General features: G+C 55.8%; 24 protein-coding genes. 19 read left to right on the forward strand and 5 right to left on the reverse strand.

The window, feature by feature from the left end:
- Positions 1 to 45 precede the first annotated feature (45 nt).
- The 12 genes from ETR37_RS08755 (at position 46) to ETR37_RS08810 (ending at position 12,839) form a co-directional block, all read left to right on the forward strand.
- Positions 46 to 837, forward strand: coding sequence for an enoyl-CoA hydratase/isomerase family protein (locus tag ETR37_RS08755; RefSeq protein ID WP_015375620.1), 792 nt, complete (start codon positions 46 to 48; stop codon positions 835 to 837).
- 15 nt (positions 838 to 852) lie between these two features.
- Positions 853 to 1,695 (forward strand): SDR family NAD(P)-dependent oxidoreductase, encoded by an 843-nt coding sequence (locus tag ETR37_RS08760; protein ID WP_011232252.1) that lies wholly within the window; start codon positions 853 to 855, stop codon positions 1,693 to 1,695.
- Positions 1,696 to 1,764: 69 nt separating this feature from the next.
- On the forward strand, positions 1,765 to 2,907 hold the full coding sequence (locus ETR37_RS08765) for a thiolase family protein (protein WP_015375619.1): 1,143 nt from the start codon (positions 1,765 to 1,767) through the stop codon (positions 2,905 to 2,907).
- A 21-nt stretch (positions 2,908 to 2,928) separates the two neighbouring features.
- The gene (locus ETR37_RS08770) at positions 2,929 to 4,674 is read left to right on the forward strand and encodes an ABC1 kinase family protein (RefSeq protein WP_015375618.1); all 1,746 of its coding nucleotides are present in this window, start codon (positions 2,929 to 2,931) and stop codon (positions 4,672 to 4,674) included.
- A 16-nt stretch (positions 4,675 to 4,690) separates the two neighbouring features.
- The gene (locus tag ETR37_RS08775; RefSeq protein WP_011232249.1) at positions 4,691 to 5,017 is read left to right on the forward strand and encodes a hypothetical protein; all 327 of its coding nucleotides are present in this window, start codon (positions 4,691 to 4,693) and stop codon (positions 5,015 to 5,017) included.
- Positions 5,018 to 5,044: 27 nt separating this feature from the next.
- The gene (locus ETR37_RS08780; protein WP_015375616.1) at positions 5,045 to 6,151 is read left to right on the forward strand and encodes a Zn-dependent alcohol dehydrogenase; all 1,107 of its coding nucleotides are present in this window, start codon (positions 5,045 to 5,047) and stop codon (positions 6,149 to 6,151) included.
- A gap of 171 nt (positions 6,152 to 6,322) precedes the next feature.
- Positions 6,323 to 6,751, forward strand: a complete 429-nt coding sequence (locus ETR37_RS08785) for a hypothetical protein (RefSeq protein WP_033005185.1) — start codon at positions 6,323 to 6,325, stop codon at positions 6,749 to 6,751.
- 117 nt (positions 6,752 to 6,868) lie between these two features.
- Positions 6,869 to 8,359, forward strand: coding sequence for an aldehyde dehydrogenase family protein (locus tag ETR37_RS08790; RefSeq protein ID WP_129447151.1), 1,491 nt, complete (start codon positions 6,869 to 6,871; stop codon positions 8,357 to 8,359).
- A 96-nt stretch (positions 8,360 to 8,455) separates the two neighbouring features.
- Positions 8,456 to 9,364, forward strand: a complete 909-nt coding sequence (locus ETR37_RS08795) for a R2-like ligand-binding oxidase (protein ID WP_033005187.1) — start codon at positions 8,456 to 8,458, stop codon at positions 9,362 to 9,364.
- A 355-nt stretch (positions 9,365 to 9,719) separates the two neighbouring features.
- Entirely contained in the window at positions 9,720 to 10,325 is a 606-nt protein-coding gene (locus tag ETR37_RS08800; protein WP_015375612.1) for a DUF6230 family protein, read from the forward strand.
- 210 nt (positions 10,326 to 10,535) lie between these two features.
- Positions 10,536 to 11,678: a DUF6114 domain-containing protein gene (locus ETR37_RS08805; RefSeq protein ID WP_015375611.1), complete on the forward strand. Its 1,143-nt coding sequence runs from the start codon at positions 10,536 to 10,538 to the stop codon at positions 11,676 to 11,678.
- 12 nt (positions 11,679 to 11,690) lie between these two features.
- A complete protein-coding gene (locus tag ETR37_RS08810; protein WP_015375610.1) occupies positions 11,691 to 12,839 on the forward strand; it encodes a hypothetical protein in 1,149 nt (382 codons plus the stop codon).
- A gap of 335 nt (positions 12,840 to 13,174) precedes the next feature.
- Here ETR37_RS08810 and ETR37_RS08815 read toward each other — a convergent pair whose 3' ends face one another.
- Positions 13,175 to 14,677, reverse strand: coding sequence for a response regulator transcription factor (locus tag ETR37_RS08815; RefSeq protein WP_033006571.1), 1,503 nt, complete (start codon positions 14,675 to 14,677; stop codon positions 13,175 to 13,177).
- A gap of 307 nt (positions 14,678 to 14,984) precedes the next feature.
- Here ETR37_RS08815 and ETR37_RS08820 point away from each other — a divergent pair, with 307 nt between their 5' ends.
- Positions 14,985 to 15,506, forward strand: a complete 522-nt coding sequence (locus tag ETR37_RS08820) for a MogA/MoaB family molybdenum cofactor biosynthesis protein (RefSeq protein ID WP_015375608.1) — start codon at positions 14,985 to 14,987, stop codon at positions 15,504 to 15,506.
- A gap of 58 nt (positions 15,507 to 15,564) precedes the next feature.
- On the opposite strand, the gene ETR37_RS08825 is transcribed toward ETR37_RS08820, so the two are convergent.
- Both ETR37_RS08825 and ETR37_RS08830 read right to left on the reverse strand, forming a co-directional pair.
- Entirely contained in the window at positions 15,565 to 17,223 is a 1,659-nt protein-coding gene (locus ETR37_RS08825) for an acetate--CoA ligase (protein WP_033006570.1), read from the reverse strand.
- Between the two features lie 317 nt (positions 17,224 to 17,540).
- On the reverse strand, positions 17,541 to 17,873 hold the full coding sequence (locus ETR37_RS08830; RefSeq protein ID WP_015375605.1) for a hypothetical protein: 333 nt from the start codon (positions 17,871 to 17,873) through the stop codon (positions 17,541 to 17,543).
- 180 nt (positions 17,874 to 18,053) lie between these two features.
- Between ETR37_RS08830 and ETR37_RS08835 the strand changes: the two genes are divergently transcribed.
- Entirely contained in the window at positions 18,054 to 19,274 is a 1,221-nt protein-coding gene (locus ETR37_RS08835) for an argininosuccinate synthase (protein ID WP_015375604.1), read from the forward strand.
- A gap of 62 nt (positions 19,275 to 19,336) precedes the next feature.
- Entirely contained in the window at positions 19,337 to 20,716 is a 1,380-nt protein-coding gene (gene argH, locus ETR37_RS08840) for an argininosuccinate lyase (protein ID WP_033006568.1), read from the forward strand.
- A 69-nt stretch (positions 20,717 to 20,785) separates the two neighbouring features.
- On the opposite strand, the gene ETR37_RS08845 is transcribed toward argH, so the two are convergent.
- Positions 20,786 to 21,232: a universal stress protein gene (locus ETR37_RS08845; RefSeq protein ID WP_033014467.1), complete on the reverse strand. Its 447-nt coding sequence runs from the start codon at positions 21,230 to 21,232 to the stop codon at positions 20,786 to 20,788.
- Positions 21,233 to 21,344: 112 nt separating this feature from the next.
- On the opposite strand from ETR37_RS08845, the gene ETR37_RS19110 reads away from it, so the two are divergent.
- The 3 genes from ETR37_RS19110 to ald all read left to right on the forward strand — a co-directional run bounded on the left by ETR37_RS19110 (position 21,345) and on the right by ald (position 23,554).
- A complete protein-coding gene (locus tag ETR37_RS19110; RefSeq protein WP_164977992.1) occupies positions 21,345 to 21,485 on the forward strand; it encodes a hypothetical protein in 141 nt (46 codons plus the stop codon).
- 96 nt (positions 21,486 to 21,581) lie between these two features.
- Positions 21,582 to 22,346: an SDR family oxidoreductase gene (locus ETR37_RS08850; RefSeq protein ID WP_129447152.1), complete on the forward strand. Its 765-nt coding sequence runs from the start codon at positions 21,582 to 21,584 to the stop codon at positions 22,344 to 22,346.
- Between the two features lie 89 nt (positions 22,347 to 22,435).
- Positions 22,436 to 23,554: an alanine dehydrogenase gene (gene ald / locus ETR37_RS08855; RefSeq protein WP_129447153.1), complete on the forward strand. Its 1,119-nt coding sequence runs from the start codon at positions 22,436 to 22,438 to the stop codon at positions 23,552 to 23,554.
- 247 nt (positions 23,555 to 23,801) lie between these two features.
- Here ald and ETR37_RS08860 read toward each other — a convergent pair whose 3' ends face one another.
- Complete coding sequence (locus ETR37_RS08860; RefSeq protein ID WP_129447154.1) at positions 23,802 to 24,896, reverse strand: M24 family metallopeptidase; 1,095 nt, start codon at positions 24,894 to 24,896, stop codon at positions 23,802 to 23,804.
- Between the two features lie 139 nt (positions 24,897 to 25,035).
- Here ETR37_RS08860 and ETR37_RS08865 point away from each other — a divergent pair, with 139 nt between their 5' ends.
- Positions 25,036 to 25,716 (forward strand): metal-dependent hydrolase, encoded by a 681-nt coding sequence (locus ETR37_RS08865; protein WP_021322125.1) that lies wholly within the window; start codon positions 25,036 to 25,038, stop codon positions 25,714 to 25,716.
- Positions 25,717 to 25,817 lie beyond the last annotated feature (101 nt).

Genomic DNA, 25,817 nt, shown 5'->3' on the forward strand with positions numbered 1-25,817 from the left:
CATTTATGAAGTTGCCGGTTCGATCGAACGAAAGGGGGAATTCCGATGCCTTACGAAACGCTGCGCATCGAGCGGCGAAACAAAGGAGTCGCTTGGGTGATGATCGACAACCCGCCGGCGAACGCCATTAGCGAGCGATTAATGGAAGAATTGGAGAAAGCAGCCGATGAATTGGAAGCCGACCGCGGGGTGCGCGTTGTCGTCATCGCGTCGGCCCATCCGAAAACGTTTCTCGCCGGCGCTGATTTAAAGGATATGATTCAGCGAGGAACCCAGTTTGCCGGCAATGAAGCGGGCATCGCCGAACAAAGCGCCCGCATGCAGCGCTGCTTCGACCGATTCGCGACGATGCCGAAGCCGGTCATCGCGGCCATCAACGGCTACGCGCTCGGTGGCGGCTGCGAATTGGCGTTGGCTTGCGATTTCCGCATCATGGGCGGCGGCAAAATCGGCTTGACGGAAGTCTCGCTCGGCCTGATCCCTGGCGCGGGTGGCACGCAGCGGCTGACGCGCCTCGTCGGGCGGGCGAAAGCGACGGAACTCATTTTTCTCGCCAGACGGCTTGAACCGCAAGAAGCGCTCGAACTCGGCCTCATTCATCGCATCACGCCCCCGGAGCGGTTGGAAGAAGAGGCGGCGGCGTTTGCCGAGCAACTGTCAGAAGGGGCCGTACGGGCGATGGGGCTTGCCAAGCGGGCCATCTATGCGGCCGAAGGGCTTCCAGAAGACGGATTTGGCATCGAAGCGGCGTCATTTGCAGCAACGTTTAAGACAGGAGAGCCGGCGATTGGGCTGGCGGCGTTTTTCCAAAAGAAACAACCGCAATTTTTACGTTAAACGGAGGGATCACCGATGTCGTCATGGGCGGAACTGCTGAAAGGAAAAGTGGCGGTCGTCACCGGCGCCTCACGCGGCCTCGGGCGCGCGGATGCCTTGGCGCTTGCCGAAGCGGGAGCGGATGTCGTCATTACCGATATTTTGCTCGAATCGGATGAAGAAAGCAAACAGACGGCGCAAAAATATGGACCGCTCTCACAAGTGATGCAGAGTACAAAAGTGGTGTACGCCGAAAAGACAGCGGAAGACATTCGCGCCATGGGGCGGCGGGCGCTGGCTCTCAAAATGGACGTCACCGACCGTGAGCAAGTGAAAGAAGTGTTTGCCCGCGTCAAAGAAGAGTTTGGTTCCATTGATATTTTGGTCAACAACGCCGGCACGCTCGACCACGTTTCGCAAATCGAAAAGCAAAACGATGAGTTTTGGGAGCGCGATTTGCGGGTGAACCTGACCGGCACGTACAACTGTACAAAAGCGGTATGGCCGTATATGAAAGAGCAAGGATGGGGGCGGATCATCAACATGTCGTCTGTCGCCGGGACGCTTGGCGGCTTCGGCCAGGCGAGCTATTCGGCGACGAAAGGAGCGGTGCTGAGCTTTACGAAAAGCATGGCGCTTGAAGGGGCGCGCTACGGCATTACGGTGAACGCCATCGTCCCGGGCATCATCAACACGGAAGCGTTTCGCATGGGCAACCCGAAAATGAATGAGCGCATGATCCAGCGCACCGCGTTCCGCCGTCCGGGCGAGCCGGAAGACGTCGCCAATGCCATCGTGTTCCTTTGTTCCGATAAAGCGAAGTACATTACGGGGATTGGGTTGAATGTTTCAGGCGGCATCGAATTGTTTACGTTTTGACGAAACGGACGCCGCGCTTCGGGGCGTGCTGAAGGAAGTTCGATGTTCAGACAGAAAAGGAGGAGCGGCATGAGGGAAGTGGTGATTGTTGACGCCGTGCGCACGGCGATCGGCAAGAAAAAAGGGGCGCTCTCAAGCGTCCATCCGGTCGATTTGCTTGTTCCGGTGCTGCGGGCGCTTGTCGACCGAAATGGGCTGGATGCCGGCCTGGTGGAAGATGTCATCGTCGGCTGTGTGACAATGACCGGAGAGCAAGGGGGCAACATCGCCCGCCAAGCGGTGCTCGCCGCCGGATTTCCGGTCGGAGTGCCGGCGTTTTCCTTAAACCGGATGTGCGGCTCGAGCCAACAGGCGATTCATAGCGCGGCGCAGGCGATTTTGGCCGGCGACATCGACATCGCCATCGCCGCCGGGGTCGAAAGCATGACGCGCGTTCCGATGGGAAGCGACATGGGGCGGTTCAGCCGCCAGCTGACAAGTCGGTACAACATCGTGCCGCAAGGGATTTCTGCGGAGATGATCGCGAAAAAATGGGGGGTGTCTCGGGAAGAGCTTGATGCGTTTTCCTTGCAAAGCCATGAAAAAGCGGCGGCGGCAACCGACCGTGGGATGTTTGAGCGGGAAATCATTCCGCTTGACGTGCCGGGCGAGGAGGGGACGGTGTCCTTCACCCGCGACGAAGGGATTCGGCGCGACACGTCGCTTGAAAAGCTGGCGGCGCTCAAGCCGTCGTTCCAGCCGAAAGATGGCGTCATTACGGCCGGCAACTCGAGTCAAGTGAGCGACGGCGCGGCCGGCGTGCTGCTCATGTCGGCAGAAAAGGCGGCAGCGCTTGGCTTGCGGCCTAGAGCCCGCATCGTCGCCCGCACGGTCGTCGGCGAAGATCCGATTTTGATGTTGACCGGCGTCATTCCCGCGACGCGCCGCGTGCTCGACAAAGCCGGGCTGCGTTTGGATGACATCGATGTGATCGAAATCAATGAAGCGTTCGCTTCCGTCGTCAAGGCGTGGGAGCGGGAGCTCGAGCCGGATATGGCAAAAGTCAATCCGCGCGGCGGGGCGATTGCCCTCGGCCATCCGCTCGGCGCGAGCGGAGCCCGGTTGATGACGACGCTGCTTCATGAGCTTGAGGACATGGACGGGAAATACGGATTGCAAGTGATGTGCATCGGCTTTGGCATGGCGACCGCCACCATTATTGAACGGCTGTAAAGCAGAGAGGAGGGAAGCCGTTTGCACGCGTCGATCGAAACGGCCAAACCAAAACCGGCCCGCGACTGGGCGGCGATTGGCGCGGCCATTGAAGAGGAGCTAGCCGCCATTACGGCGGGAAAACGACGGCGGAAAATCATCGCTGTGCTTGTCAAAAACGGGCTCGGCATGGTGCTGGGCGACGCCATCGCCCATAGGCTGCGGGGAAAGGGAGGGGACAACGACTATTGGCGCCATGTCGGCCGAAGGCTGCGCCTGGCGTTTGAGGAGCTCGGCCCGACGTTCATCAAGCTCGGGCAAGTGCTCGTCACCAGGCAAGATTTACTGCCGGAGCCGGTGACACTCGAGCTTGAGAAGCTGCTCGACCGGGTGCCGCCGATCGAGTTTGCCAAAATTCAATACATTCTCGAACGCGAGCTGTCCGACGGCCTCGAGACGTTTGAGTGGATCGACGAAACGCCCCTCGGTTCAGCGTCGCTCGCCCAAGTATACAAAGCGAAGCTGAAAGACGGTCCGGTCGTCGCCGTGAAAGTGGTGCGCCCGACGGTCGAAAAGCTGTTTCAAACCGATATCGCCATTATCAAAAAAATGGCCGCCCGCCTGCAAAAGCGGCTGCCGCCCGAGCTGCAGGCCGCCCTCGATCTTGGGGGGCTCGTGCAAGATTATTACAGCAGCGCCATGGATGAGCTCGACATGACGGAAGAAGCAAGAAAAATGCAAGAAATGAAGCAAAAGTACGAAAGGAGGGCTGAACATGTCACGGTTCCGCACGTGTATGAAGCGACGAAAAGCGTCTTGATCATGGAATACATTGACGGCTGGCTCATTAAAGACTTCCCTGTCGATTTTCTCACCTTCGAAGAGCGGGTCAACATCATGATCGATCTTGTCCATCATTACGTGCAAACGATGCTCGACGGCCATTATCATGCGGATGCCCACGGTTCCAACATTATGATTGACAAGCGGACGAAAAAGGCGGTCATCATCGACTGGGGGATGACCGGGCGGATGGACAGCGTGATGGCGCAAATTTTGATGCGTGTCATTTTGCACATCCAGCTCAACCAGGCGGAAGACGCCGCCGAAGTGTTTATGGAACTGATGTCGCCCACCATTTACACCGATGTTGTCAAATTGAAAGATGAACTGCGGACGTTGACGTTAAACTATGTGTCCGCCCATCAAGGGAGCAGCCGCTACAACTACGGCCGCCTCGTCCTTGAAGCGACGGCGATCGGGCTCCGCAACTACTGCAAAGTCCCGAACGGCTTGGCGCTTTGGGCGAAAGGATTTTCCGCCACCGAAGGGACGGCGCGCTGGATTTGCCCGGAAATTTCGTACGGCGAAGTCGTGGAGGCGTATGAAATTCCAATTTTAAAAAGCATCCTCGGAAAGCGCTTTAATTTTCGCGCCAACGCGAGTCTTGTCGCTGAAACGGCGGAAATGATCGCCACCTTCCCGCGCCGGTTCAACAAAGTGTTGGAGACGATGGCCGAAAACAAATGGCGCATGACCGTGCAAGTCCAAACCGACCCGGTGACGCGCAATACGCTCAACCAAATCGCCAACCGTTTGGCGCTTTCCCTCATCGCGTTTGCCATCATTATGGCCACCGGGTTTATTGTCGCCAGCATCCCGGGCGGAACGTTTCTCGGCATGGAGAAAACGACGATCGCCAACATCGGGTTGGCCGTTTCTGTCATCTTGGTCGTTTTCCTTGGCTGGCGGCTGTTCCGGACGCGCAAACAGCGGCCGCGATTTTAAAGAGGGAGGAAGGAACATGCGCGAGGAACAAGAAGAGCTGACGATGTCAAAGCGCATCGAAGCGTTTTACCGGCAAAGCGGCGGGCCGGGAAGCCCGACGATCCGGCGGTTGCTCGATAAGCATTTGCTGTATGGGAAAGACCACGGCCTGCCGGGGAAAAAGGAAGAGTTTGAGGATGTCATCCGCGATGTGTTTTTGCAAGACCATTCGACCCGGCCGCTCGTCATCGGCCTTTTCAAGCTGAAAGAAACGCTCAAGCAGGAATGGGACGCCTATTTGGATGCATTGCGGGGCCGCGGCATCCGTGAAGAGGAAGCGGATATGGCCGGCAAGCGGGCGTAATGGGCGGATGGAAAAGGAGGGAACGACATGGCAAAAGCCGCAGTATTGCACCGCTACGGGGAGCCGCTTTTCATCGAGGAAGTGGAAGTGGCAGCCCCGAAGCGCGGGGAAGTGAAAGTGAAACTGAAAGCAGCCGGCCTATGCCATAGCGATTGGCACGTCATCGACGGAACGCTCCCGCTGCCGCTGCCGATCGTGCTTGGTCATGAAGGGGCGGGCATCGTCGAAGAGGTCGGGGAAGGGGTGACAAGTGTCAAACAAGGCGACCATGTGGTGCTCAATTGGGTGCCGTCATGCGGGACGTGCAGCTATTGCCGCACCGGGCGGCCCGATCTATGCGAGGAGGCGGCAAGGCTGACGGCGACCGGGACCATGCCCGACGGGACGACGCGCTTTTCTTGGCAAGGGAAGCCAGTGTATCAGTTTTTAACAACCGGCGCGTTCAGTGAATATACCGTTGTGCCTGAGCAGGCCGTCATTCCGATTCGCCGCGACGTGCCGTTTGAAGTGGCCGCCTTGATCGGCTGCAGCGTCATCACCGGCGTCGGCGCCGCCATTCACACGGCCAAGGTGAGCCCGGGCAGCACGGTCGCGGTGATCGGCGCCGGCGGCGTCGGATTCAATATCATTCAAGGAGCCGCGTTAGCGGGGGCGAAACAAATTATAGCCATTGATGTCGTCGATGAAAAATTGGCGATGACGAAAACGTTCGGGGCGACGCACACCGTCAACGCCCGCGAGGACGATGCCGTCAGCGCCGTGCTCGACTTGACCGACGGCATCGGCGTCGACTATGCGTTTGAAGCGATCGGCCGCCCGGAGACGATGGCCGACGCATACAACATGACGCGAAAAGCGGGAACGACGGTCATCGTCGGCATCGCCGCGCCGCATGAAACGGTGGAGATCAACGCCTTTTCGCTGCCGTCCCAATCCAAAACGTTGACCGGTTCGTGGCTTGGCCAAGGCAATCCGCCGGTTGACTACCCGAAGCTGCTTGATTTGTACGCGGCGGGCAAGCTGAAGCTCGAACCGCTCATCAGCGCCGTCTATTCGCTCGACCAAATCAACGACGGATTCGCCGCCTTAAAGAGCGGGCAAAACATTCGCGGCATCATTCGCTTTGAAGAATGAGACGACAAGCCGCCCCGCGTGCGTTTGGGTGAACAAACAAGAGAAGCTGTTGGGCGGTCGGAAAGAGGGCGTTCCATCCGCCCTTGGACGAAAACGGGAAGGCCGGTGTTTGGACGGGCAAACAAGGGGATCGAAAAAACGTGGAACGATCGAGACGAGAGGGGGATTGACATGCCGGTGTTTCAAAGCGAGCAGGAAGTATACGACGTTCTCGGCCGCTTTTTTGAACGCGTGGCCGAAACGGAAGAGTCAAAAGAATTGATTGCGGCGACGGAGCTCGGGCCCGGATATGACGCGTTTGTCCAATACATTTTCCATAAGCCGGAAGCGAAAATTACATGGGCGCAGGAAAACAGGAAATTGAAAATTGTCTGCGGCGAAACAGCGCTGCGCCCGGAGCTCATTTTTGAGCAGACGGCGGATGTCGGGCATAAATTTTGGCTCGGGAAGCTCGATTTGCAGCAGGCGCTCGCCCGCCAGCAAATCAAAGTGCAAGGGCCGCTTGTGAACGCCTTGAAAGTATTGCCGCAGCTTGACGCCATTTACCCGGCGTACCGCGAATATTTGCAGGAAATCGGACGGAGCGACTTGTTGCTATAGCAGGCGAGCTTGGGAATGCATGGCGGGATGTCGCCAGGGGGCGCTGTAAGCACTTGAAAACGCGCTGTCTCCATCGGCTTTGCGCCCGATATAGCGGTTGGGAAAGGAGAAACGACGATGATTTCTATGAAAACAACAGAAGCTGGTTTATGGATTGGAGGAGAATGGCGGCCGGCGGCGGATGGCGCGATGTTTGACGTCATCGACCCGGCGACAGGCCAAGTGACGGCCCGTGTGGCCAACGCCGGGGAAAAAGATGTCGACGCAGCGGTCGCCATCGCCGAAGAGGCGTTTTCGGACCGGCGTTGGCTGTCGATTCCGCCGCTCGAACGCGGGCGCATCTTGCGGCGCATCGCCGAACTGATCCGCCAGCACCACTACGAACTGGCGCAACTCATGACGCGGGAAAACGGCATGCCGATCAATCTAGGGTTGTTTATTGAAATTCCGCTTGCCGCCGACTGCTTCGACTTTTTCGCCTCGCTCGTCGTCAAGCCGCAAGGGGAGGTGCTGCCGTTTTCCGTCGCCGGCTCGGCGCCGGATTATATGGCGTGGACGATGAAGGAGCCGATCGGGGTGGCTGGGCTCATCACCCCGTGGAACTTTCCGCTTTTGATGCCGTCATGGAAAATCGCCCCAGCGCTCGCTGCCGGCTGTACGATGGTGTTAAAACCGGCGCCGGAAACGCCGCTGACGGCGTTGAAGCTTGCTGAGATTTGCCATGAGGCCGGCGTGCCGGAAGGCGTCATCAACGTCCTGCCTGGACTCGATGAGGCCGGAAAAGCGCTCGTCAGCCACCCTGGCGTGCCGAAAATCGCGTTTACCGGCGAGACGGCGACCGGCCGCCATATTTTGCAAGCGGCCGCGCCGCACATCAAACGGGTGACGCTCGAGCTCGGCGGCAAGTCGCCGAACATCATCTTTGCCGACGCCGACTTGGAACAGGCGGCGAAAAGCGCGCTGTTTGGCGTGTTCTACAACTCCGGGCAAGTGTGCCAAGCGGGAAGCCGCATTTTAGTCGAACGGTCGGTTTACGAAACGTTTGTCGAGCTGTTGGCCAGCAAAGCGAAAAAGCTGAAAGTCGGGCCTGGCGTGGATGCGCGCAGCGACCTTGGCCCCGTCATCAGCCGGGAGCAATACGAGAAAGTGTTGCGCTACATTGACATCGGCAAGCAGGAAGGAGCACGGCTCGCGGCGGGCGGAAGAGCTTTGGAGGGGCTTGGCGGCGGCTATTTCATCGAACCGACGGTTTTTGCCGATGTATCGCCATCGATGCGCATCGCCTGTGAAGAAATTTTCGGGCCGGTCGCCGCTGTCATTCCGTTTCAAGATGAAGAGGAAGCCGCCTCCATTGCCAACGATACGATTTACGGCTTGGCGGCGGCGGTTTGGACGAATGACATCAAACGGGCGCTCCGCTTAGCGCGGCGGGTGAAAAGCGGAACCGTGTGGATCAACACGTACCAAGTGCTGTCGCCGACTGCGCCGTTTGGCGGGTACAAGCAAAGCGGCCTCGGGAGAGAGCTTGGCATGCAGGCGCTTGATGCCTATCTCGAGACGAAAACGGTTATTTGCGACTTGAATGACCGGCCGATGACGTTGTTTTAACAGCAGGGGAAAACCTTGTCGGAACGTTTTTACTTTCGAAGGACATTCGGACGGATCGATTTCATCAAAGCTGAACGATATAAGGAGGGAATAATGATGGTCCATCATGACGGCTTTCAAACTGTGAAAGCAACGATTGACTGGGAGCATCCGATGTATAAGTTGTATGAAAAAGCGAAGCGGAACGGCAAATGGAACCCAGCCGACATCGACTTCAGCCAAGATCAGAAGGATTTTGCCAGCTTGACGAGCGAAGAAAAAATTTCCGCGCTGCCGCTTGTTGCCGGTTTCTCGGCCGGCGAAGAGGCGGTGACGCTCGACATTTTGCCGATGGCCCACGCCCTCGCGCGCCAAGGGCGGCTGGAGGATGTCTTGTTTTTGACGACGTTTATGCATGATGAAGCGAAACATGTCGAGATGTTTTCCCGCTGGCAGCAGGCGGTCGGCATCGGGCAAATGGATTTGTCCGTCTTCCATAACGATGATTACAAACGCATCTTTTATGAAGCGCTGCCGGAAGCGATGAACCGTCTGTACACCGACGACTCGCCGGAAGCGGTCATCCGCGCCGCCACCGTCTACAACATGATCGTCGAAGGGACGCTTGCCGAATCAGGCTATTACACGTTCCGACAAATTTATAAAAAAGCCGGGCTGTTCCCTGGCCTTTTGCAAGGGATCGATTACTTGAACATGGATGAAGGCCGCCATATCCAATTCGGCCTTTATACGATCCAGCGGCTCGTCAATGAAAATGAGCGGTATTACGAGTTGTTTATCCAGTATATGGATGAATTATGGCCGCATGTCATCGGCTATGTCGCCTATTTGACCGAGCTCGGAAAGCGCCAGCAGCAGCTCGCCCGCACATATGCGCTCGAGATCGACTATGATTTGTTGAATCGATATGTGGTGAAACAGTTCAACCTCCGCAAAAAGCAAATCAGCCGCACGAAGCGCGTCGACGTCGTTGAGGAGCTCGAAAAAACGGCTGCTGAGTCATGAGCGGACGGGCGGGTGGCCCCCTCCCCCCGCCCGCATCTAGAAAAGGTCGGTGATTTGGGGAAAATGCACCAGCAAGGAGCAGCTTGGTCAACAGCTCTTTCGTGCATTCGGGGACCCATCTTTTTGAAGAAAACGCGGCTTTTCACCAATCTTCTAAAAAAACAGGGGAGAAAGCGTCTCATCCAGTATTTTTCCAGATTGGGCGCGAAATAGGTGCGAGGGAGGGCGCAGCCGGTTTGTGCGGCATGTGGGCAAGACCGCTGCTGCCTTCAAGGGGAGCAAGGTATTTATTTTGGGGGGAATAGGGATGAATCAAAGCTTGTCGGATGAAGGAACACAAAGGGGGCATGAAAAAATGGGGAGCTTGTTTGCGGTCAATCCAAAACGATTTGCCATTGCGGGTGGGACGGGATTTCTCGCCGTCATCGCTTTGGTTGCCATGTTGCTTCTGTCAGGGACGGCGTTTGCGGCGTTTCCGCTTTCAGGAGTTGGGGGATTTACGATCAGCGCTGATAAAATTACGGGAACCGGGTTTAAACTGTATCCCGCCATCGGTGAAACCGAACAAAGAGGGGCTTGGGGACAGGCCGCCGTCGACTTGGCGTCGGCGAACATCACCAATTTGGTGCTGACGAAAAACATCAACACCGAATCGGCTCTCGGCGCTTACGGCATTAAAAGCATCGATGTTGTCGTTACCGGCGGCAATGTGAGCGGGCAAAATTTAAAATTGCGCGTCACCGGCATTCAAGCGGACAGCACGTCATTTGCCGGCTTGGAGACGCAAGAGCATAAAACCGACAACCCGCTCAATGTTATCGATTTGAGCGCGCCGAGCTTGACTCTTGACAAACCGAGCTTGAACACGCATTACATGTCGGCTGGGTCGATCACGATTCCGAACATGAAGTTGAAAGTGATCGCCAACATGAAGGACGGAAGCCGTGTCGGCGACTTTTAATCCGGTCTGATCATCATTTGAATGAGAGCGGTTCATCTCCTATTCCTCCCAAAATGAATTGGATGATCTGTGATCTTGTTCCTTGTGTCGAAAGTTGCATCAACTGTGGATCAAAGGGGTGACGGAAAGAGGGACGGCGGAGTGTTCAGCTTGTCCGCTGCTGTCACTTGCCGAGAGAGAAGATGAAAACGGGTAAAGGGAGGCAAGACCATGGGAAAGATGTTCGAGATTGGGCAAATTGCGGTCATAGGGGCGCTGACGGGCGCGTTTATCGGCGGAATCGTGCTCCAAGGAGGGATTGAAGGAGCGCTGTGGGGTGGACTGGCGCTGGCCGCTGTTCTCGCGGCGGCCGTTTGGCCGCTTCTCGAACGCCCAACTGCTTTGATGCGAGCGAAATATGGAGCGGCGGCTTTTTTGCCCGGCATGCTTGTTGGCGGGAGTCAATGGCTGTCGATCGGGGTTGTTGGGGCAGCGGTGGGAGGGGCGGCGAGCAGCGCGCTGGCTGCTTTTGTTGCCTCTCGCCTCATCGTGCGCCAGGAAGAACAAGGCCGTTATATCCGCACGCGTTTTCATTACGTCTGGCTGTTTTTTGGTGGATCCCTCGTGACGTTTTTCGCTTTAAACGCCCTGTTTGTCGCTGAGAGGGCGGCGCCGTGGCAAACATGGGCGCGATCGATTCCGATGGCCGTTCAGTCCTCCATCGTTCTTGCCTTCGTGTTGCTTGGATATATGATTTGCATCGGCTGGCAAAAGAGAAAGACCGAGACATGGCGGCAAGCGCGGTCGGCTGCCCGCCGGGCGGGGGGAGCGCTGCTGGTTGGAGGGTTGCTGCTTATCGCCGCCGCTTCGATGTTCCATTATGGCCTTTGGTCTGTTCACGATGCAGCCCGCTTTGTCGGGCCGCTGTTGTCGTATGCCTTAGGTTGGATGCTGCCGTGCGCCGTCGGGCTTTTGCTTGCTAAAAACCGCTATCGTCCTGTGTTAGGATCGGTGCTCGGGATGATTGGCGCGATATTCGTCTTGATCGTTGGCATTAGCGTGTTTCCGATGTTGCTGCTTCCTGGAAGCGGGCTGATGTGGGCTGGGCTGGTCACGGGGCTGGTGATGATCGTTTTGTCCATTTTAAGCATGATCAAACCGCAAAGCCATGTCACCATCGGCAGCTTTCTTATTCTTGCTTCCATTCTGTCTTTCGTCGGTGCAGCAGGAGGTCTGATCATCGGAGGGGTGATCGGGCTTTTAGGAGGTGCGCTTGTGGTCGGATGGAGCGGGAAACAGGAAGAAAAAACAAGCAGTGATTCTTCTCCCCCCGCCTCTCCGATCCCGCCGCATTCGCCAACGATGACAGGATAAAGGAGGAACCCAATGAAATCCATCAAATGGCTCAAAATGTCGTTTCTTGCGTTGCTGCTTCTCCTCTGCTTGCCGCTTGGCGGTTCGCGTTCACTCGCTGCAGGGGAGGAACAAGGATTTGTCATTCATGCTGATAAAGTCGTCGGCATCCTCGATTTAGGGGGCATTATCCTTGGTTCGCCGAAAGTGATCGTCGGCAAGCTTCCGATTGCGTTCATCCAAGCAGACATCAGCGGATTGTCAATGGAACGGGCCATCGACACGCCGCAAGGAACCATCGTGCTGTCGATTCGCTCGGAAGGAACAGCGAGCGCCACTTGGATGAAGCTCGATGTGACGAAATTGAAGTTCGGGGGCCTTTGCTTGGATGGGTTTCCCATTAAGCAGTGCTTGAGAGACGTCACGTTGGTGGCGACGAAGATGACGGCCTCCCGTCTCTCCATCCCCGGCATGTCGCTGTCGGCCTCATTTTCTGGTGCAACTCTAGCGCAAGCGGAGCAAAGCGCACTCGAACAAACAGATCTCGCGCAAGAAGCGGAACGGCTCATCTGGCAGCTGGATGAACAAAAGCAAGGCGATAACAGCGCCGCCCGTATGGTTGAGACGCTGCAAGCAAACGTCCCAGCGTTGGAGAAGCGTGTCAAGGCGAGAACGGATGAATGGGGGACGCTCGCAGAAAAGCTGAACGCTGTTTCGGCTTCTCTCCAACAGCTTGAACGGGCCATGGCGGGCGGACAAACAGCTGGAAGCGAAGAAAGAGCGCAATATGAAGAAATCAAGGTTCGACTGCAGGAGTGGAACGAAATGATCGATCAACAAACGGCCGCCATCCGCCAAGATATCGAGAAATGGAAGGAACAAGACGCTCTATGGAAGAACGCAGTTTCGTATGCAACAGAAACGTTGAAGCTTGGAGAACAATCAAAAGCGATGAATCTTCTTTCGGCTTTGCGCTCGTCGCTTGATCGCGTCAAACAACAGCTTGACAAGCTGGAAACGGACGGAGCAGTTTGGCGCAAAACGGCGAACGAGCTTGAACAGCGGCTGAATGCAGTAGTTGAATGGTGGAAGTCCAAACCGGCTGCCGAAGCGAACAGCGCGGACGGACGTTCTCAGCCCCCGCTTCCTTCGCCGGGAGCAGATGAGGAAGGGAAACGGTAAAGACATAGAAGGTTGGTAATGATAGAAAAGAAATGCTCTTCTTGAACTGCGAAACTCTACAACGCTTTTTTCACTTGAAAGCGACAAGTTCGCGCAATGGTGGTTTTTTCACCAACCTTATAGAAAACAAGAGGGCAAGGCGTTTGGCTCCTTGCCCTGTTGGTGTGGACCGATTTCAGCAAGAAGCGCGCATGCCGACGCTACGGTGAACTACCCACCACCTACGCTTCGCTTAGAGATGGGGGCTNNCTATCCTATTCGTTGGCTAACGCCAACCGACATTCATCTCCCACTTTCACTTCGTTTCAAAGTGGGAGACTTCTTTCGGAAAGATGTTAAATGATTCCGTCGCGAATCGCTTTGACAATGGCTTCAGTCCTGTTTTTGGCGTTCATTTTTTGCAAAATGGCAGACACATAATCGCGCACCGTGTATTCGCTCAAATGGAGACGCTTTGCCGCCTCGTACGTTGACGCCCCTTCGGCGACGAGCTTCAGCACTTCGATTTCCCGCGGCGATAAATGCGGCGTCGGCTGAACAAGATCGGAACGCCCTCCGCTGCATTTGGCCAAAATCTCCCCCGCGCTTTGTCCGAATTTCATCACCGCCGTGTAAAGATCATTGGACAATTGAAAGGACGTCTTCGGACCGCAATCCAAAATGGCGGCGCCGATAAGCCGATTTTCCGACGGCGCGTAAATGGGAGCGATGACAATCGATTCCAGTTGAAACTGCTTGACGTATTTCATCGGCAATCCTTGCGCGGCATGGCGGACATAAATGGGCGGCACGTTCGTCATCTGGCGGCCGAGCAGCTGCAGCCGCTGGATGTATTGCTTAATGAACGGAAGGCTGTCGATGTGTTCGTGAATGCTTTTGATGTCATGATTGTTCAGTTGATAACCGTACAATCCGAATCCGCTTTCATGAGTGCTTGAATAGGCGAACAGGGCACATCGTTCAAACGGCAAGTAAGCGACAAATCCGGTTGAAATGTACTCGATCGCTTCGTTCAGCGATTTGGCCCGCATAATCCATTGGTCAAACAACAAGACGGCGTCTTTCCAAAGATGTTGCTCTTTTGTGCGAATGACGGCCTTCTGGGCGGCATGAGACTGTTCGAGAGCGTGAAGAAGAAACGGGATGACGAGTTGTTCTTCCCCTTCTGCGCAAACGAGCAAAAGATCGCTCCCCCATGGGAGCGGAATCAATCGCATTCCACCCGCGTCCATGCGGGAAAGAATGCGTTCACATAAAGCGAAAATCGTCTCTCCATACATCGCGCCTTCTGTGAGCACATCGGCCGCGCTTCCATGCCATTTGGCGACGATGAATCCACCGTCCGCTGTTCTTGCCAGCTGGGCGATCCAGGCGATCGGCAGCTGCTTGGATGAAACGATTTGCGAAAGAAACTGCTCCAAATCGAATTCGGGGCAGCCAGAAGCATTGACGGACTCATGAAGCTTCGAAAAAACGTACTGAATGGCTTGATGAACGCGAAATTCCACAATACCGTCCGATTGAATGGCTTCGTGAACCGCGTTTTCCATCATCGATAAAATGGCGGTGGACTGGTTGGGTGACAGCCCGCCGTTTCGCTTTTCCCACTCGCGGCGAAATGACGCCAGCCATTCATCGATATCATTCATGGGATCAAGCCATTGCGAAGAGAACACGTCAACGGCAAGCCGCAAAGGCTGGGCCGCGGCATGCTGCTTGTCCTCCAGTTCGCGGCATTTGCCCAGCCAAGCGGATAAAATGTCGTCGCGGTGTTTCCGAATCATCTCCCATCCTTCTTTCAAAATGGCGTCCAATCGGATTGACAAGCGCAAGTCCATTCGTTTTCCCTCCTTAAGTTTTTTTCTTGTTTTTTGTCCAAACGATATCATTGCTTCCGTTTCGTGTATCGATCGTTCCATACAATTGGGCGTCATGGGCGTCGGATGTTGGTTGATGCCGGGAGAGAAAAACGAGTGCAAAGATGTTGGAAACAAGAGAAACCGGTTGCGGAAAGTCCTATGATCATCGTGGTGATATATATTAATAATATTATAACAATTCTGTCTATTATGATACAAATGGTTTGCGAACCGTATTTCCATTGTGTACGATAGAGATAAAGAAACGAAAGGGGATCATAAACGGATGAGCACGACCGAACATAAACAAGAAGCCCCCCAAACCGTCCGCTGCAAAGTCATCACCGTCAGCGACACGAGAACGGAGGAAACCGACCGAAGCGGCCGGCTGATGATCGAGCTGCTCACGGAAGCCGGGCATGAGGTCGTCGGCTATGAGATCGTCAAAGACGAAGCGGACGCCATTCGCGAGGCAGTGCTTGACGGTTGCCGCCGCGCCGATGTCGATGCCGTGCTCACGAACGGCGGCACCGGCATCGCCAAGCGCGACGTGACGATCGAAACGGTCGGTGCGCTGCTTGAGAAAGAACTCGTCGGCTTTGGCGAGCTGTTCCGCTTCTTGAGCTACACCGAAGACATCGGCCCGGCCGCCATGCTGTCGCGCGCCGTCGCCGGCGTGGCGATGGACACCGCCGTCTTTTGCACTCCCGGCTCCACCGGCGCTGTGCGCCTCGCGATGACGAAGCTCATTTTGCCGGAGCTTGGGCATGTCGTGAGGGAGATTCGGAAGGATAGGGCGCCGCGTTGACGAAAAGAGAACATAAGCGAAAAAGAGGATGCCCGCTGCGGGCATCCTCTTTCATTCATCAAGCCTTGATGCATTTTTCCCGCTCTTGATTGCGCAGGATGAACCGCTGGATTTTTCCGCTTGGCGTTTTCGGCAGTTCGGCGACAAATTCGACTTCGCGCGGGTATTCATGCTTGGATAAGCGCGTTTTGACGAACAAGGACAGCTCGTCGGCCAGCTCGTCCGACGGCGCAAAGCCTTCTCTGAGCACGACAAACGCTTTGACGATTTCCCCTTTGACGGGATCCGGCTTCCCGACGGCGGCTGCTTCGACGACAGCCGGATGCTCAAGGAGGCAGCTTTCGATTTCAAACGGCCCGATGCGGTAGCCGGCGCTCGAGATGATGTCGTCCGCCCGTCCTTGGAACCAGAAATACCCGTCTTCGTCTTTTGTCGCCAAATCGCCGGTCAAAAACCAAGGGCCAACAAGCCGCTCGGCGGTTTTTTCAGGGTCTTTCCAATACCCCTTAAAGACGTTCGGGATCGAGTCGGTGTTAAAGGCAATTTGTCCGACTTCGCCGTCGGCGACTGGGGTTCCGTTCTCATCGAGCAGGGCCACGTCAAAGCCCGGCAGCGGCCATCCCATCGAGCCTGGCCGGATTTCCATCTCGGCGGCGTTGAAGTTTCCGATCAGCATCAACGTTTCCGACAAGCCATAATGGTCGTGGATCGTAACGCCCACGTGCTCTTGGAAAAAGCGGATGACTTCCGGATTGAGCGGTTCGCCCGCTGAGCTCATGGCGCGCACGTTCAGTTGATAGCGGCGAATGACGTCCGCGCCGGCCGCCGCCATCGCCCGATACGCGGTCGGGGCGTACGCGAAATTGGTCACCCGGTATTTTTCCATCAAGGAATAGCACGTCTCCGGCTTAAACGGCCCTTCGTAAAAGACGATCGGCACGCCAAAGGCCATCGGCGCAAAGGTGCAAAAGACGAGCCCGTACGCCCAGCCCGGATCCGCCCCGCCGAAAAAGACATCGTCATCGCGCAGGCCAATCGCATAGCGCATATACGGATAAATGTTGATGAGCACGTTGTGCGGCCACATGGCGCCTTTTGGCATCCCGGTCGAGCCGGACGTATACTGAATCGCGAGCAGATCGTCGACCGTCGTTTCTTCGATCGAGTGCTCAGTCGACTCTTTCGAAAGCGCTTCCCAAAATGGCTGGTCTTGATCATGAGACGGTCCGTCAATGACAAAAATGTATTCCAATGTCGGCATGTTGTCCCGCGGCGGCAGTTTGGCGCGCTGTTCCTTGTTCGTCAAGAGGACTTTCGCCTCGGAATGGTTGATGCGATATTCAATCGCCTGCGGGCCAAACGCGGTAAAGAGCGGCACATACACGGCGCCGACCTTCCAAGCCGCCAAAATGTAGACGACAAGGGCCGGGTTTTTCGGCATGAGCGCGCAGACGCGATCCCCTTTTTTCACGCCCAGCTTGCGGAACACGTTCGCCATTTGGTTCGACCAATCGCGCAATTGCCGATAGGTGATCGTTTTTTGCTCTCCTAAAGCGTTTTCATAAAACAGCGCAATGCGGTTCGGATCCTCGGCATACCGGTCGCATACTTCGTGGGCGGCGTTGAACCGGCTGCGGGGATCCCAGTCGTAATGAGCGAATGCCTGATCCCAAGAAAATGATTGAATGAGTGAGGCAGGTGATAGATGGTTGGCCATGTCTGATCCCTCCGTTGTGTGAAAAGGAGTCAAATCAATAATAATTGAAATAAAAATAAAATTCAATATATTTTTGAAGGATAATAAATGGAACCCATTGGAGAAAGGGGATAGAATGAAAAAAGAGGAGCTCCCCAGCTTGAGCGCTCCTCTCAATCGCCAAGAAAGCTTTCGTTTGCGGCAGCGTATCCTTCGTCATCACGGCGGAATCCGCCGCATCAATCCCCGATCTTCTGGTCAAAATCGTTGCAGCCGCATGGTTTGTCTGCCGTCTAAAAAGGGGACAAGCGGCATCAGCGCTCATTTGTTATGGGGTGTTATGGTTTTTCGACCCGCTTTTTTCCGTGTCGCGATGAAACGGATGGAGCAATGCGATACCAAATCCACAAATCGTTGACGATCGAAGCGAGTTCGGCGATGTCAGCATTGAGCTGGCACGAGCGTGCGAAATCCGCTTCTTGGCCGAGTTCGTCTTGTTTTTTGTTGATTTCCCGCTCCAGTTCGGCGATGCGGTCGGGGATCAAGCCGCGGATCGTTTCCCATTCCAGTAAAATCGCCTCTTGTTCGTTTGGGCTGTAGTCCTCCCAAGGCTTGTCCAGATGCGGCAGGCGGATGCCGAGCCGTTTGTCGTCGATGAAGATGCCGTTCATTCTTGCCGCCTCCTTTTTTTCTATTATACGAAACATTTCCGCATATCGGTGAGGAATTTTTATTCTTTTTGTTGAATAAGTATTGAAAAATCACGGGAAAGCTGATAAAGTGATAATGTATTAAATTTGAATATTTATTTATATTTAAGTATATTTATGTGACAGGAGAGGAGAACGACCATGGCAAATCCGAAATTGGTGCTGGCATACTCTGGCGGTTTAGATACATCAGTCGCGATCAAGTGGCTCCAGGAGCGCGGATATGATGTGATCGCGTGCTGCTTGGACCTTGGGGAAGGGAAAGACCTCGATTTCGTGAAAGAAAAAGCGCTCAAAGTCGGGGCGATCAAATCGTATGTCATCGACGTCAAAGACGAATTTGCGAACGAGTATGCGCTCATCGCCTTGCAGGCGAACGCGTTGTACGAAGGGAAATATCCGCTCGTTTCGGCGCTGTCGCGTCCGCTCATCGCGAAAAAACTCGTTGAAATCGCCGAGCTCGAAGGCGCGGTGGCGGTGGCTCACGGCTGCACGGGGAAAGGGAACGACCAAGTGCGCTTTGAAGTGTCGATCAAAGCGCTCAATCCGGATTTGGACGTGATTGCCCCGGTGCGCGAGTGGAGCTGGTCGCGCGAGGAAGAAATCGAATACGCGAAACAGCACGGCATTCCGATTCCGGTTGACCTTGACAGCCCGTTTTCCATCGACCAAAACTTGTGGGGACGAAGCAACGAGTGCGGCATTTTGGAAGACCCGTGGGCGGCGCCGCCGGAAGAGGCGTATGAGCTGACGGCTTCGCTTGAGAACGCGCCGGATGTGCCGGATGTCATCGAGATCGGCTTTGAACAAGGTGTGCCGGTGACGTTAAACGGGAAGGCGTATCCGCTCGCGCAGCTCATTTTGGAGCTGAACGCGTTGGCCGGCAAGCACGGCGTCGGCCGCATCGACCACGTCGAAAACCGCCTTGTCGGCATCAAGTCGCGCGAAGTGTACGAATGCCCGGGGGCGATCACGCTCATCAAAGCGCATAAAGAGCTCGAAGACTTGACATTGGTGCGGGAAGTTGCGCACTTCAAACCGATCATCGAACAAAAAATCGCCGAAGTCATTTACAACGGTCTTTGGTTCTCACCGCTGAAAGACGCGTTGGTCGCGTTTTTGAAAGAAACGCAGAAAAACGTCACCGGCGTCGTGCGCGTGAAGCTGTTTAAAGGCCATGCGATCGTCGAAGGGCGCAAATCGCCGTTCTCGCTCTATGATGAAAAATTGGCAACATACACGTCCGAAGATGAATTTGACCATCAAGCGGCGGTCGGATTCATTTCGCTGTACGGCCTGCCGACGAAAGTCAACAGCATCGTGAACAAGCAAAACAAGGCGTCGGTGCCGACCGGCCAATGAAGGAAAATGAAGGGAACTTCATGAAAGGAAGGAGGAAGTCGCATTCCTCTGCGGCGAGATTCGTGAAAAAGCTTTGGGGCGGACGGTTTACGAAAACAGCGGAAGAATGGGTCGACGAGTTTGGCGCGTCGATCCCATTCGACCAAGAGCTCGTTGAAGAAGACATTGAAGGCAGCCTTGCCCATGTGACGATGCTTGGCGAATGCGGCATCCTGCCTGAAGACGATGTGGAGCAGATCAAAGGCGGGCTCATCCGCCTGTTGGAAAAGGCGAAGCAAGGGGAGCTCGAATTTTCCATTGCCTACGAGGACATTCATTTAAACATTGAAAAAATGTTGATCGACGACATCGGACCGGTCGGCGGCAAGCTGCACACTGGACGGAGCCGGAACGACCAAGTGGCGACCGATATGCATCTATACTTGCGCAAGCGGGTTGAAGAGATTCTCGGCCTCATCCGCGGGCTGCAGCGGGCGCTTGTCGCTCAAGCCGAAAAGCATGTCGAAACGATCATGCCTGGATATACGCATTTGCAGCGGGCGCAGCCGATTTCGTTCGCCCACCATCTGCTGGCTTATTTTTGGATGCTCGAGCGCGATTATGAGCGGTTTTCCGAGTCGCAAAAGCGCATCAACCGCTCGCCGCTCGGCGCCGGGGCGCTCGCCGGGACGACGTTTCCGATCGACCGGCATCGGACGGCGGAGCTTTTGGGCTTTGCCGATCTTTACGAAAACAGCCTTGATGCGGTGAGCGACCGCGATTTCATCATCGAATTTTTAAGCAACAGTTCGATGCTCATGATGCACCTGTCGCGGTTGGCCGAGGAGTTGATTCTTTGGTCAAGCCAAGAGTTCCAGTTCATTGAGCTGGATGATGCGTTTGCGACCGGCAGCAGCATCATGCCGCAAAAGAAAAACCCGGACATGGCCGAACTCATCCGCGGCAAAACCGGCCGCGTGTACGGCCACTTGATGGCGCTCCTCACGGTGATGAAAGGGCTGCCGCTCGCCTACAACAAAGATATGCAAGAAGATAAAGAAGGCATGTTTGATACAGTAAAGACGGTCATCGGGTCGCTGAAAATTTTCACCGGCATGATTGAAACGATGAACGTGCGCACGGACGTGATGGAGCGGGCGACGAAACAAGACTTTTCGAACGCGACCGAGCTTGCCGATTACTTGGCGGCAAAAGGCATGCCGTTCCGCGAGGCGCATGAGGTCGTCGGCAAGCTCGTGCTGCTTTGCATTGAGAAAGGCGTCTTTTTGGCCGACTTGCCGCTTGACGTGTATAAGGAGGCGTCGCCGCTCTTTGACGCAGACATTTATGACGCCTTGAACCCGCGCACGGCCGTCAACCGCCGCAACAGCGCCGGCGGCACCGGTTTTGCCGAAGTGCGGGCGGCGCTTGAAAAAGCGAAAGAAAAGCTAAACACCCCGTAACGGCGGGGTGTTCTTTTTTGGCATTTGCCGGCGGCACAGAGAATGGATGCATTCGTTGAGCGCGGAAGGCTATTCTTTCGGCGTCCGCACAACAAGCACATCGCATTTCGCATGGCGGACGATGTTTTCCGAGACACTGCCAATCAGAAACCGCTCGACCGCGTTCAACCCGGTCGCCCCGCAAATGATGAGGTCGGCTTTGTATTTCGGAGCGACGTCTTTGGCGATTTTCACTTTCGGCGAGCCGAATTCGACCGCGGTGTCCACATCGTCGAGTCCCGCGGCGACGGCTTCGTTTTTATACCGCTCAAGCAATTCGTTCGCATACTGTTCCGAACGTTCGGCGAGGGCATAATCGTGCGCTTCAACGGTCGTAAAGCCGCGCAAGTCGATGATGTGGGTCAAAATGAGTTTCGCCCCGTTTCGCTTGGCGATTTGAACCGCTTTTTTGAACGCCCATTCCGCTTCCTTCGAGCCATCGACGGCGACGACGATCGTTTGGTAGGTCATGGTCATGTTCTCCCCTCCCTTTGGTGAAAAATGCTATCTCTATATATGGTATACCCATCGCCCTTTGACGAGAAACTAGGCCATATATTGAGATTTTGTGAAAGAAGGAGGAAGGGCGATGGAAAAGCGGCATAACGACTGGCAGTACGATGAAGAGGAAGTACGGACGATCACCGAACAAATTACCGAATCGTACGAGAGCGGCATCATTGACGATGACGAATCGTATTACGACCCGCGCCGCGAAGTCGGCGAATAACCATGGCGCCCATGCGCTATGGTTATTTTTTTGTATTCCCCCTTGTTTGTAGTAAAGTAAAAATGAGACCGCAAATCGCGACGAGGAGGGAGAAGGGTGCGGCATGCGTTGATCACGGCCGGAGCGAAAGGATTGGGGAGAAAGGTGACGGAGCTGTTGCTTGATCAAGGCTACTCGGTGACGGTGAACTACCGGAGCGATGAGCAGGCGGTGCGCTCGCTTGCCGAGAAGCACCGCAGCGCCGCCGACCGCCTTCAGTTTGTGAAAGGGGATGTGACGAGAAAAGAGGATTTGGAGCGGTTAGTGGATGCAGCCATGGAGCGGTTCGGCCGCATTGACTGCCTTATTAACAACGCAGGCCCCTACATTTTCGAGCGGAAAAAGCTGGCCGATTATACGGAAGACGAATGGTACGAAATGATTGAAGGCAATTTGAGCTCGGTCTTCCATTTAGTGAGGCGGACGATCCCGATTATGCGAAAACAGCGGTTTGGCCGCATCATTACGTACGGATTTCAAGGAGCGGCGGATGCCCCCGGCTGGGTGCACCGTTCGGCGTTCGGCGCGGCGAAAGTCGGGTTGGTGTCGCTGACGAAAACGATCGCCCTGGAAGAGGCGGAATATGGAATTACCGCCAATATGGTGTGCCCAGGCAACATTGTCGGCGCCATGAAAGAGGCGGGGATCGCCGACGCCCGCGTGAGAAGGGATGCGGAAACGCCGGTCGGGCGCCCGGGGACTGGCGAAGATATCGCCCGCGTCATCGCGTTTTTATGCGAGGACGACTCGGATTTCATCACCGGCGCCGTCATTGACGTCACCGGCGGAGCGAACGTCATTTACCGCCACCTTTTCCGTTGAGAACAGCGCCTCCTCCTTTTTTCGTTTGCTTTTGCGCGAAACGGGGCACAATAAAAGGAGAAGCGGGAAGGAAAAAGGAGGAAAAAGTGATGAAGATCGGCATTCCAAAAGAAATCAAAAACAATGAAAACCGCGTCGCCATCACTCCGGCAGGCGTGATGACGCTCGTCAAAGCGGGGCATGACGTGTATGTGGAGACGGAAGCCGGCGCTGGGTCGGGGTTTTCTGACGCTGAATATGAAAAAGCCGGGGCAGTGATCGTGACAAAAGCGGAAGATGCCTGGGCGGCGGAGATGGTGTTGAAAGTGAAAGAACCGCTGCCTGAGGAGTTCCGATATTTCCGTCCAGGGCTCATTTTATTTACGTATTTGCATTTAGCCGCGGCCGAAGCGCTCACGAAAGCGCTCGTCGAGCAGCAAGTGGTCGGCATCGCTTACGAGACGGTGCAGCTTGCGAACGGCTCGCTGCCGCTGTTGACGCCGATGAGTGAAGTCGCCGGCCGCATGTCGGTGCAAGTCGGCGCCCAGTTTCTCGAGAAGCCGCACGGTGGGAAAGGCATTTTGCTTGGCGGCGTGCCCGGGGTGCGTCGCGGCAAAGTGACGATCATCGGCGGCGGCACAGCGGGGACGAACGCGGCGAAAATCGCGGTCGGCCTCGGGGCGGACGTGACGATTTTGGACATTAACGCCGAGCGGTTGCGCGAGCTCGATGATTTGTTCGGCGACCAAGTGACGACGTTGATGTCCAACTCGTATCATATCGCCGAATGCGTGCGGGAATCGGATTTGGTCGTCGGCGCCGTCTTGATCCCGGGGGCGAAAGCGCCGAAGCTTGTGACGGAAGAGATGGTGCGCTCGATGACGCCAGGCTCGGTGTTGGTCGACGTCGCCATTGACCAAGGCGGCATTTTCGAAACGACCGACCGCGTCACGACGCACGACGATCCGACATACGTCAAGCACGGCGTCGTCCATTACGCCGTCGCGAACATGCCGGGCGCGGTGCCGCGCACGTCGACATTCGCGCTTACGAACGTCACGATCCCATACGCCTTGCAAATCGCCAACAAAGGCTACCGCGCCGCGTGCTTGGATAACCCGGCGCTGTTAAAAGGGATCAACACGCTCGACGGGCATATCGTGTACGAAGCGGTCGCGGCGGCGCACAACATGCCGTATACGGATGTTCATTCGTTGCTGCAGGGATGAAACCATGAAGATGGAGCCGCCTTGATGGCGATGAGAAAACAAAGCTGTCCGAATCGGCTTGGGGATCGAGCCGGTGGACAGCTTTTGCCAATGGCCTCTCTCGGTGAACTACCCACCACCTACGCTTCGCTTAGAGATGGGGGCTNNGTTCTAGCCATATTCTATCCTATTCGTTGGCTGACGCCAACCGAGATTCATCTCCCACTTTCACTTCGTTTCAAAGTGGGAGACTTCTTTCGGAAAGATGTTAAACCATGATCAACTCCTTCGAAAACGACGTCAATACCTCAACCCCATGATCCGTGACCGCGACGTCGTCTTCAATGCGCACGCCGCCGATGGATGGGACGTAAATGCCCGGTTCGATTGTAAACACCATGCCGGGGGCGAGCGGTTCGTTGTTGGCGCCATGAAGCGATGGGTATTCGTGGATCTCGATCCCTAAGCCGTGCCCGACGCGGTGGGTGAAATAGTCTCCGTAGCCGGCTTGTTCGATGACGTTTCGGGCGGCGCGGTCGATCTTCTTCATCGCGGTTTGCGGGCGGCAGGCGTCGATCGCCGCCTGCTGGGCGCGCCGAACGGTATCGTAAATGAGCCGCTGTTCGTCGCTTGCCGTCTGACAGACGACGGTGCGGGTAATGTCGGAGCAATACCCATCGACGATGACGCCTAAATCGAACAGCACGAAATCCCCCGGTGCGACCGCCGCCGTTCCCGGCACGCCGTGCGGATCGGCTGATTTTGCGCCCGTGAGCACGGTCGTGGGAAACGACATCCCTTCAACGCCGAGTTTTTTCAGCTCATATTCAATAACGGCGACAAGTTCGAGCTCTGTCACGCCCGGGCGGATGGCCGAGACGCCGATTTCGATCGCTTTGTCGGCAAGTTCCGCCGCCTGGCGCAACACCTTCATTTCCTGCTCATCCTTGATCAGGCGAAGCTGGCGCAGCTTTTCTTCGGCGTCGTGCCACTTGGCGTTTGGAAACAATGCCGAGAGACGCTCGAAACGGGCGAACGACAAATCGTTTTTCTCAACGGCAATCGAGACGGCCTTGATGCCGCGCGCTTCGAGATGGCGGCGGATCTCGTTCCACGGGTCAGTGCTGTCGTCGTAGCCGATCACCGTATACCCAAAGCCGCTCCGGCGGGCGCGCGGCGCTTCCATTTGCGGACAGACGAGCGCGGGCTCGCTGTCAGGGAAAACCAAAAGCGCCAGCAGCCGCTCGTGCGGGTCGCACCGAAATCCGCTCAAATAAAAGACGTTGGCGCTTGACGTGATGAAGGCGAATGAACTATGTTGTTGTTGAAGCCAAGAGGAAAATGCTTGCAGCCGTTGGTTCATCGTTCCCTTCCTTCCTTTTTTCGTGATCGTCCATTTTGAGCGTATCAAGAAACGGGCCGTTTGTAAATGGACAGGCGGGAAAAGAAGGAAATGGATGGGCGGCGGCGAATCATGTGTAGTGGAAAGGAGAGATGTGACGATGAAAATCAGCTACCATGGCCATTCGGTCGTCCGCATTGAGACGAACGGAAAAACGATTTTGATCGACCCGTTCATCACCGGCAATACGACGACCGATTTGAACGCGGCGGATGTGAAAGCGGATGTCATTTTGTTGACGCACGGGCACGGGGATCATGTCGGCGATACGGTTGAAATCGCCAAGCGGAACAACGCCCTTGTCGTGGCCACATTTGAGCTGGCGACGTATTTAAGCTGGCAAGGCGTCGAGACGTTTGGCATGAACATCGGCGGGGCGCGCGAATTTGACTTTGGCACGGTCAAGTTCACGCAGGCGTTCCACAGCTCCGGGTTTGTGACGGACGACAAGCAAATCATTTATTTAGGCATGCCGACCGGCATTTTGTTCACGGCCGAAGGCAAAACGATCTACCATGCCGGCGACACTGGGCTGTTTTCCGACATGAAGCTGATCGGCGAGCGCCATAACATCGATGTCGCCTTTTTGCCGATTGGGGACAGCTTCACGATGGGGCCGGAAGACGCGGCGGTCGCCGCCGAGTGGCTCGGGGCGAAACTCGTCGTGCCGATCCATTACAACACGTTCCCGCCGATCGCCCAAGACCCCGAGCGGTTCGTCTCGCTCCTCCCGCCGGGCGTCGGCCGCGCGTTGAAACCGGGGGAAAGCATCGAGCTGTAACAGAGGCGCCCTTCCCGCTTCGGGAAGGGCGCTTTCTGATGGCCGGCGCGACCGTTGAATCCCCGCCGCTGCGCCCTGTATAATGGAGGTAACAATGCGTA

The organism is Geobacillus sp. PK12 (assembly GCF_004123125.1).
Lineage (GTDB): Bacteria > Bacillota > Bacilli > Bacillales > Anoxybacillaceae > Geobacillus > Geobacillus zalihae.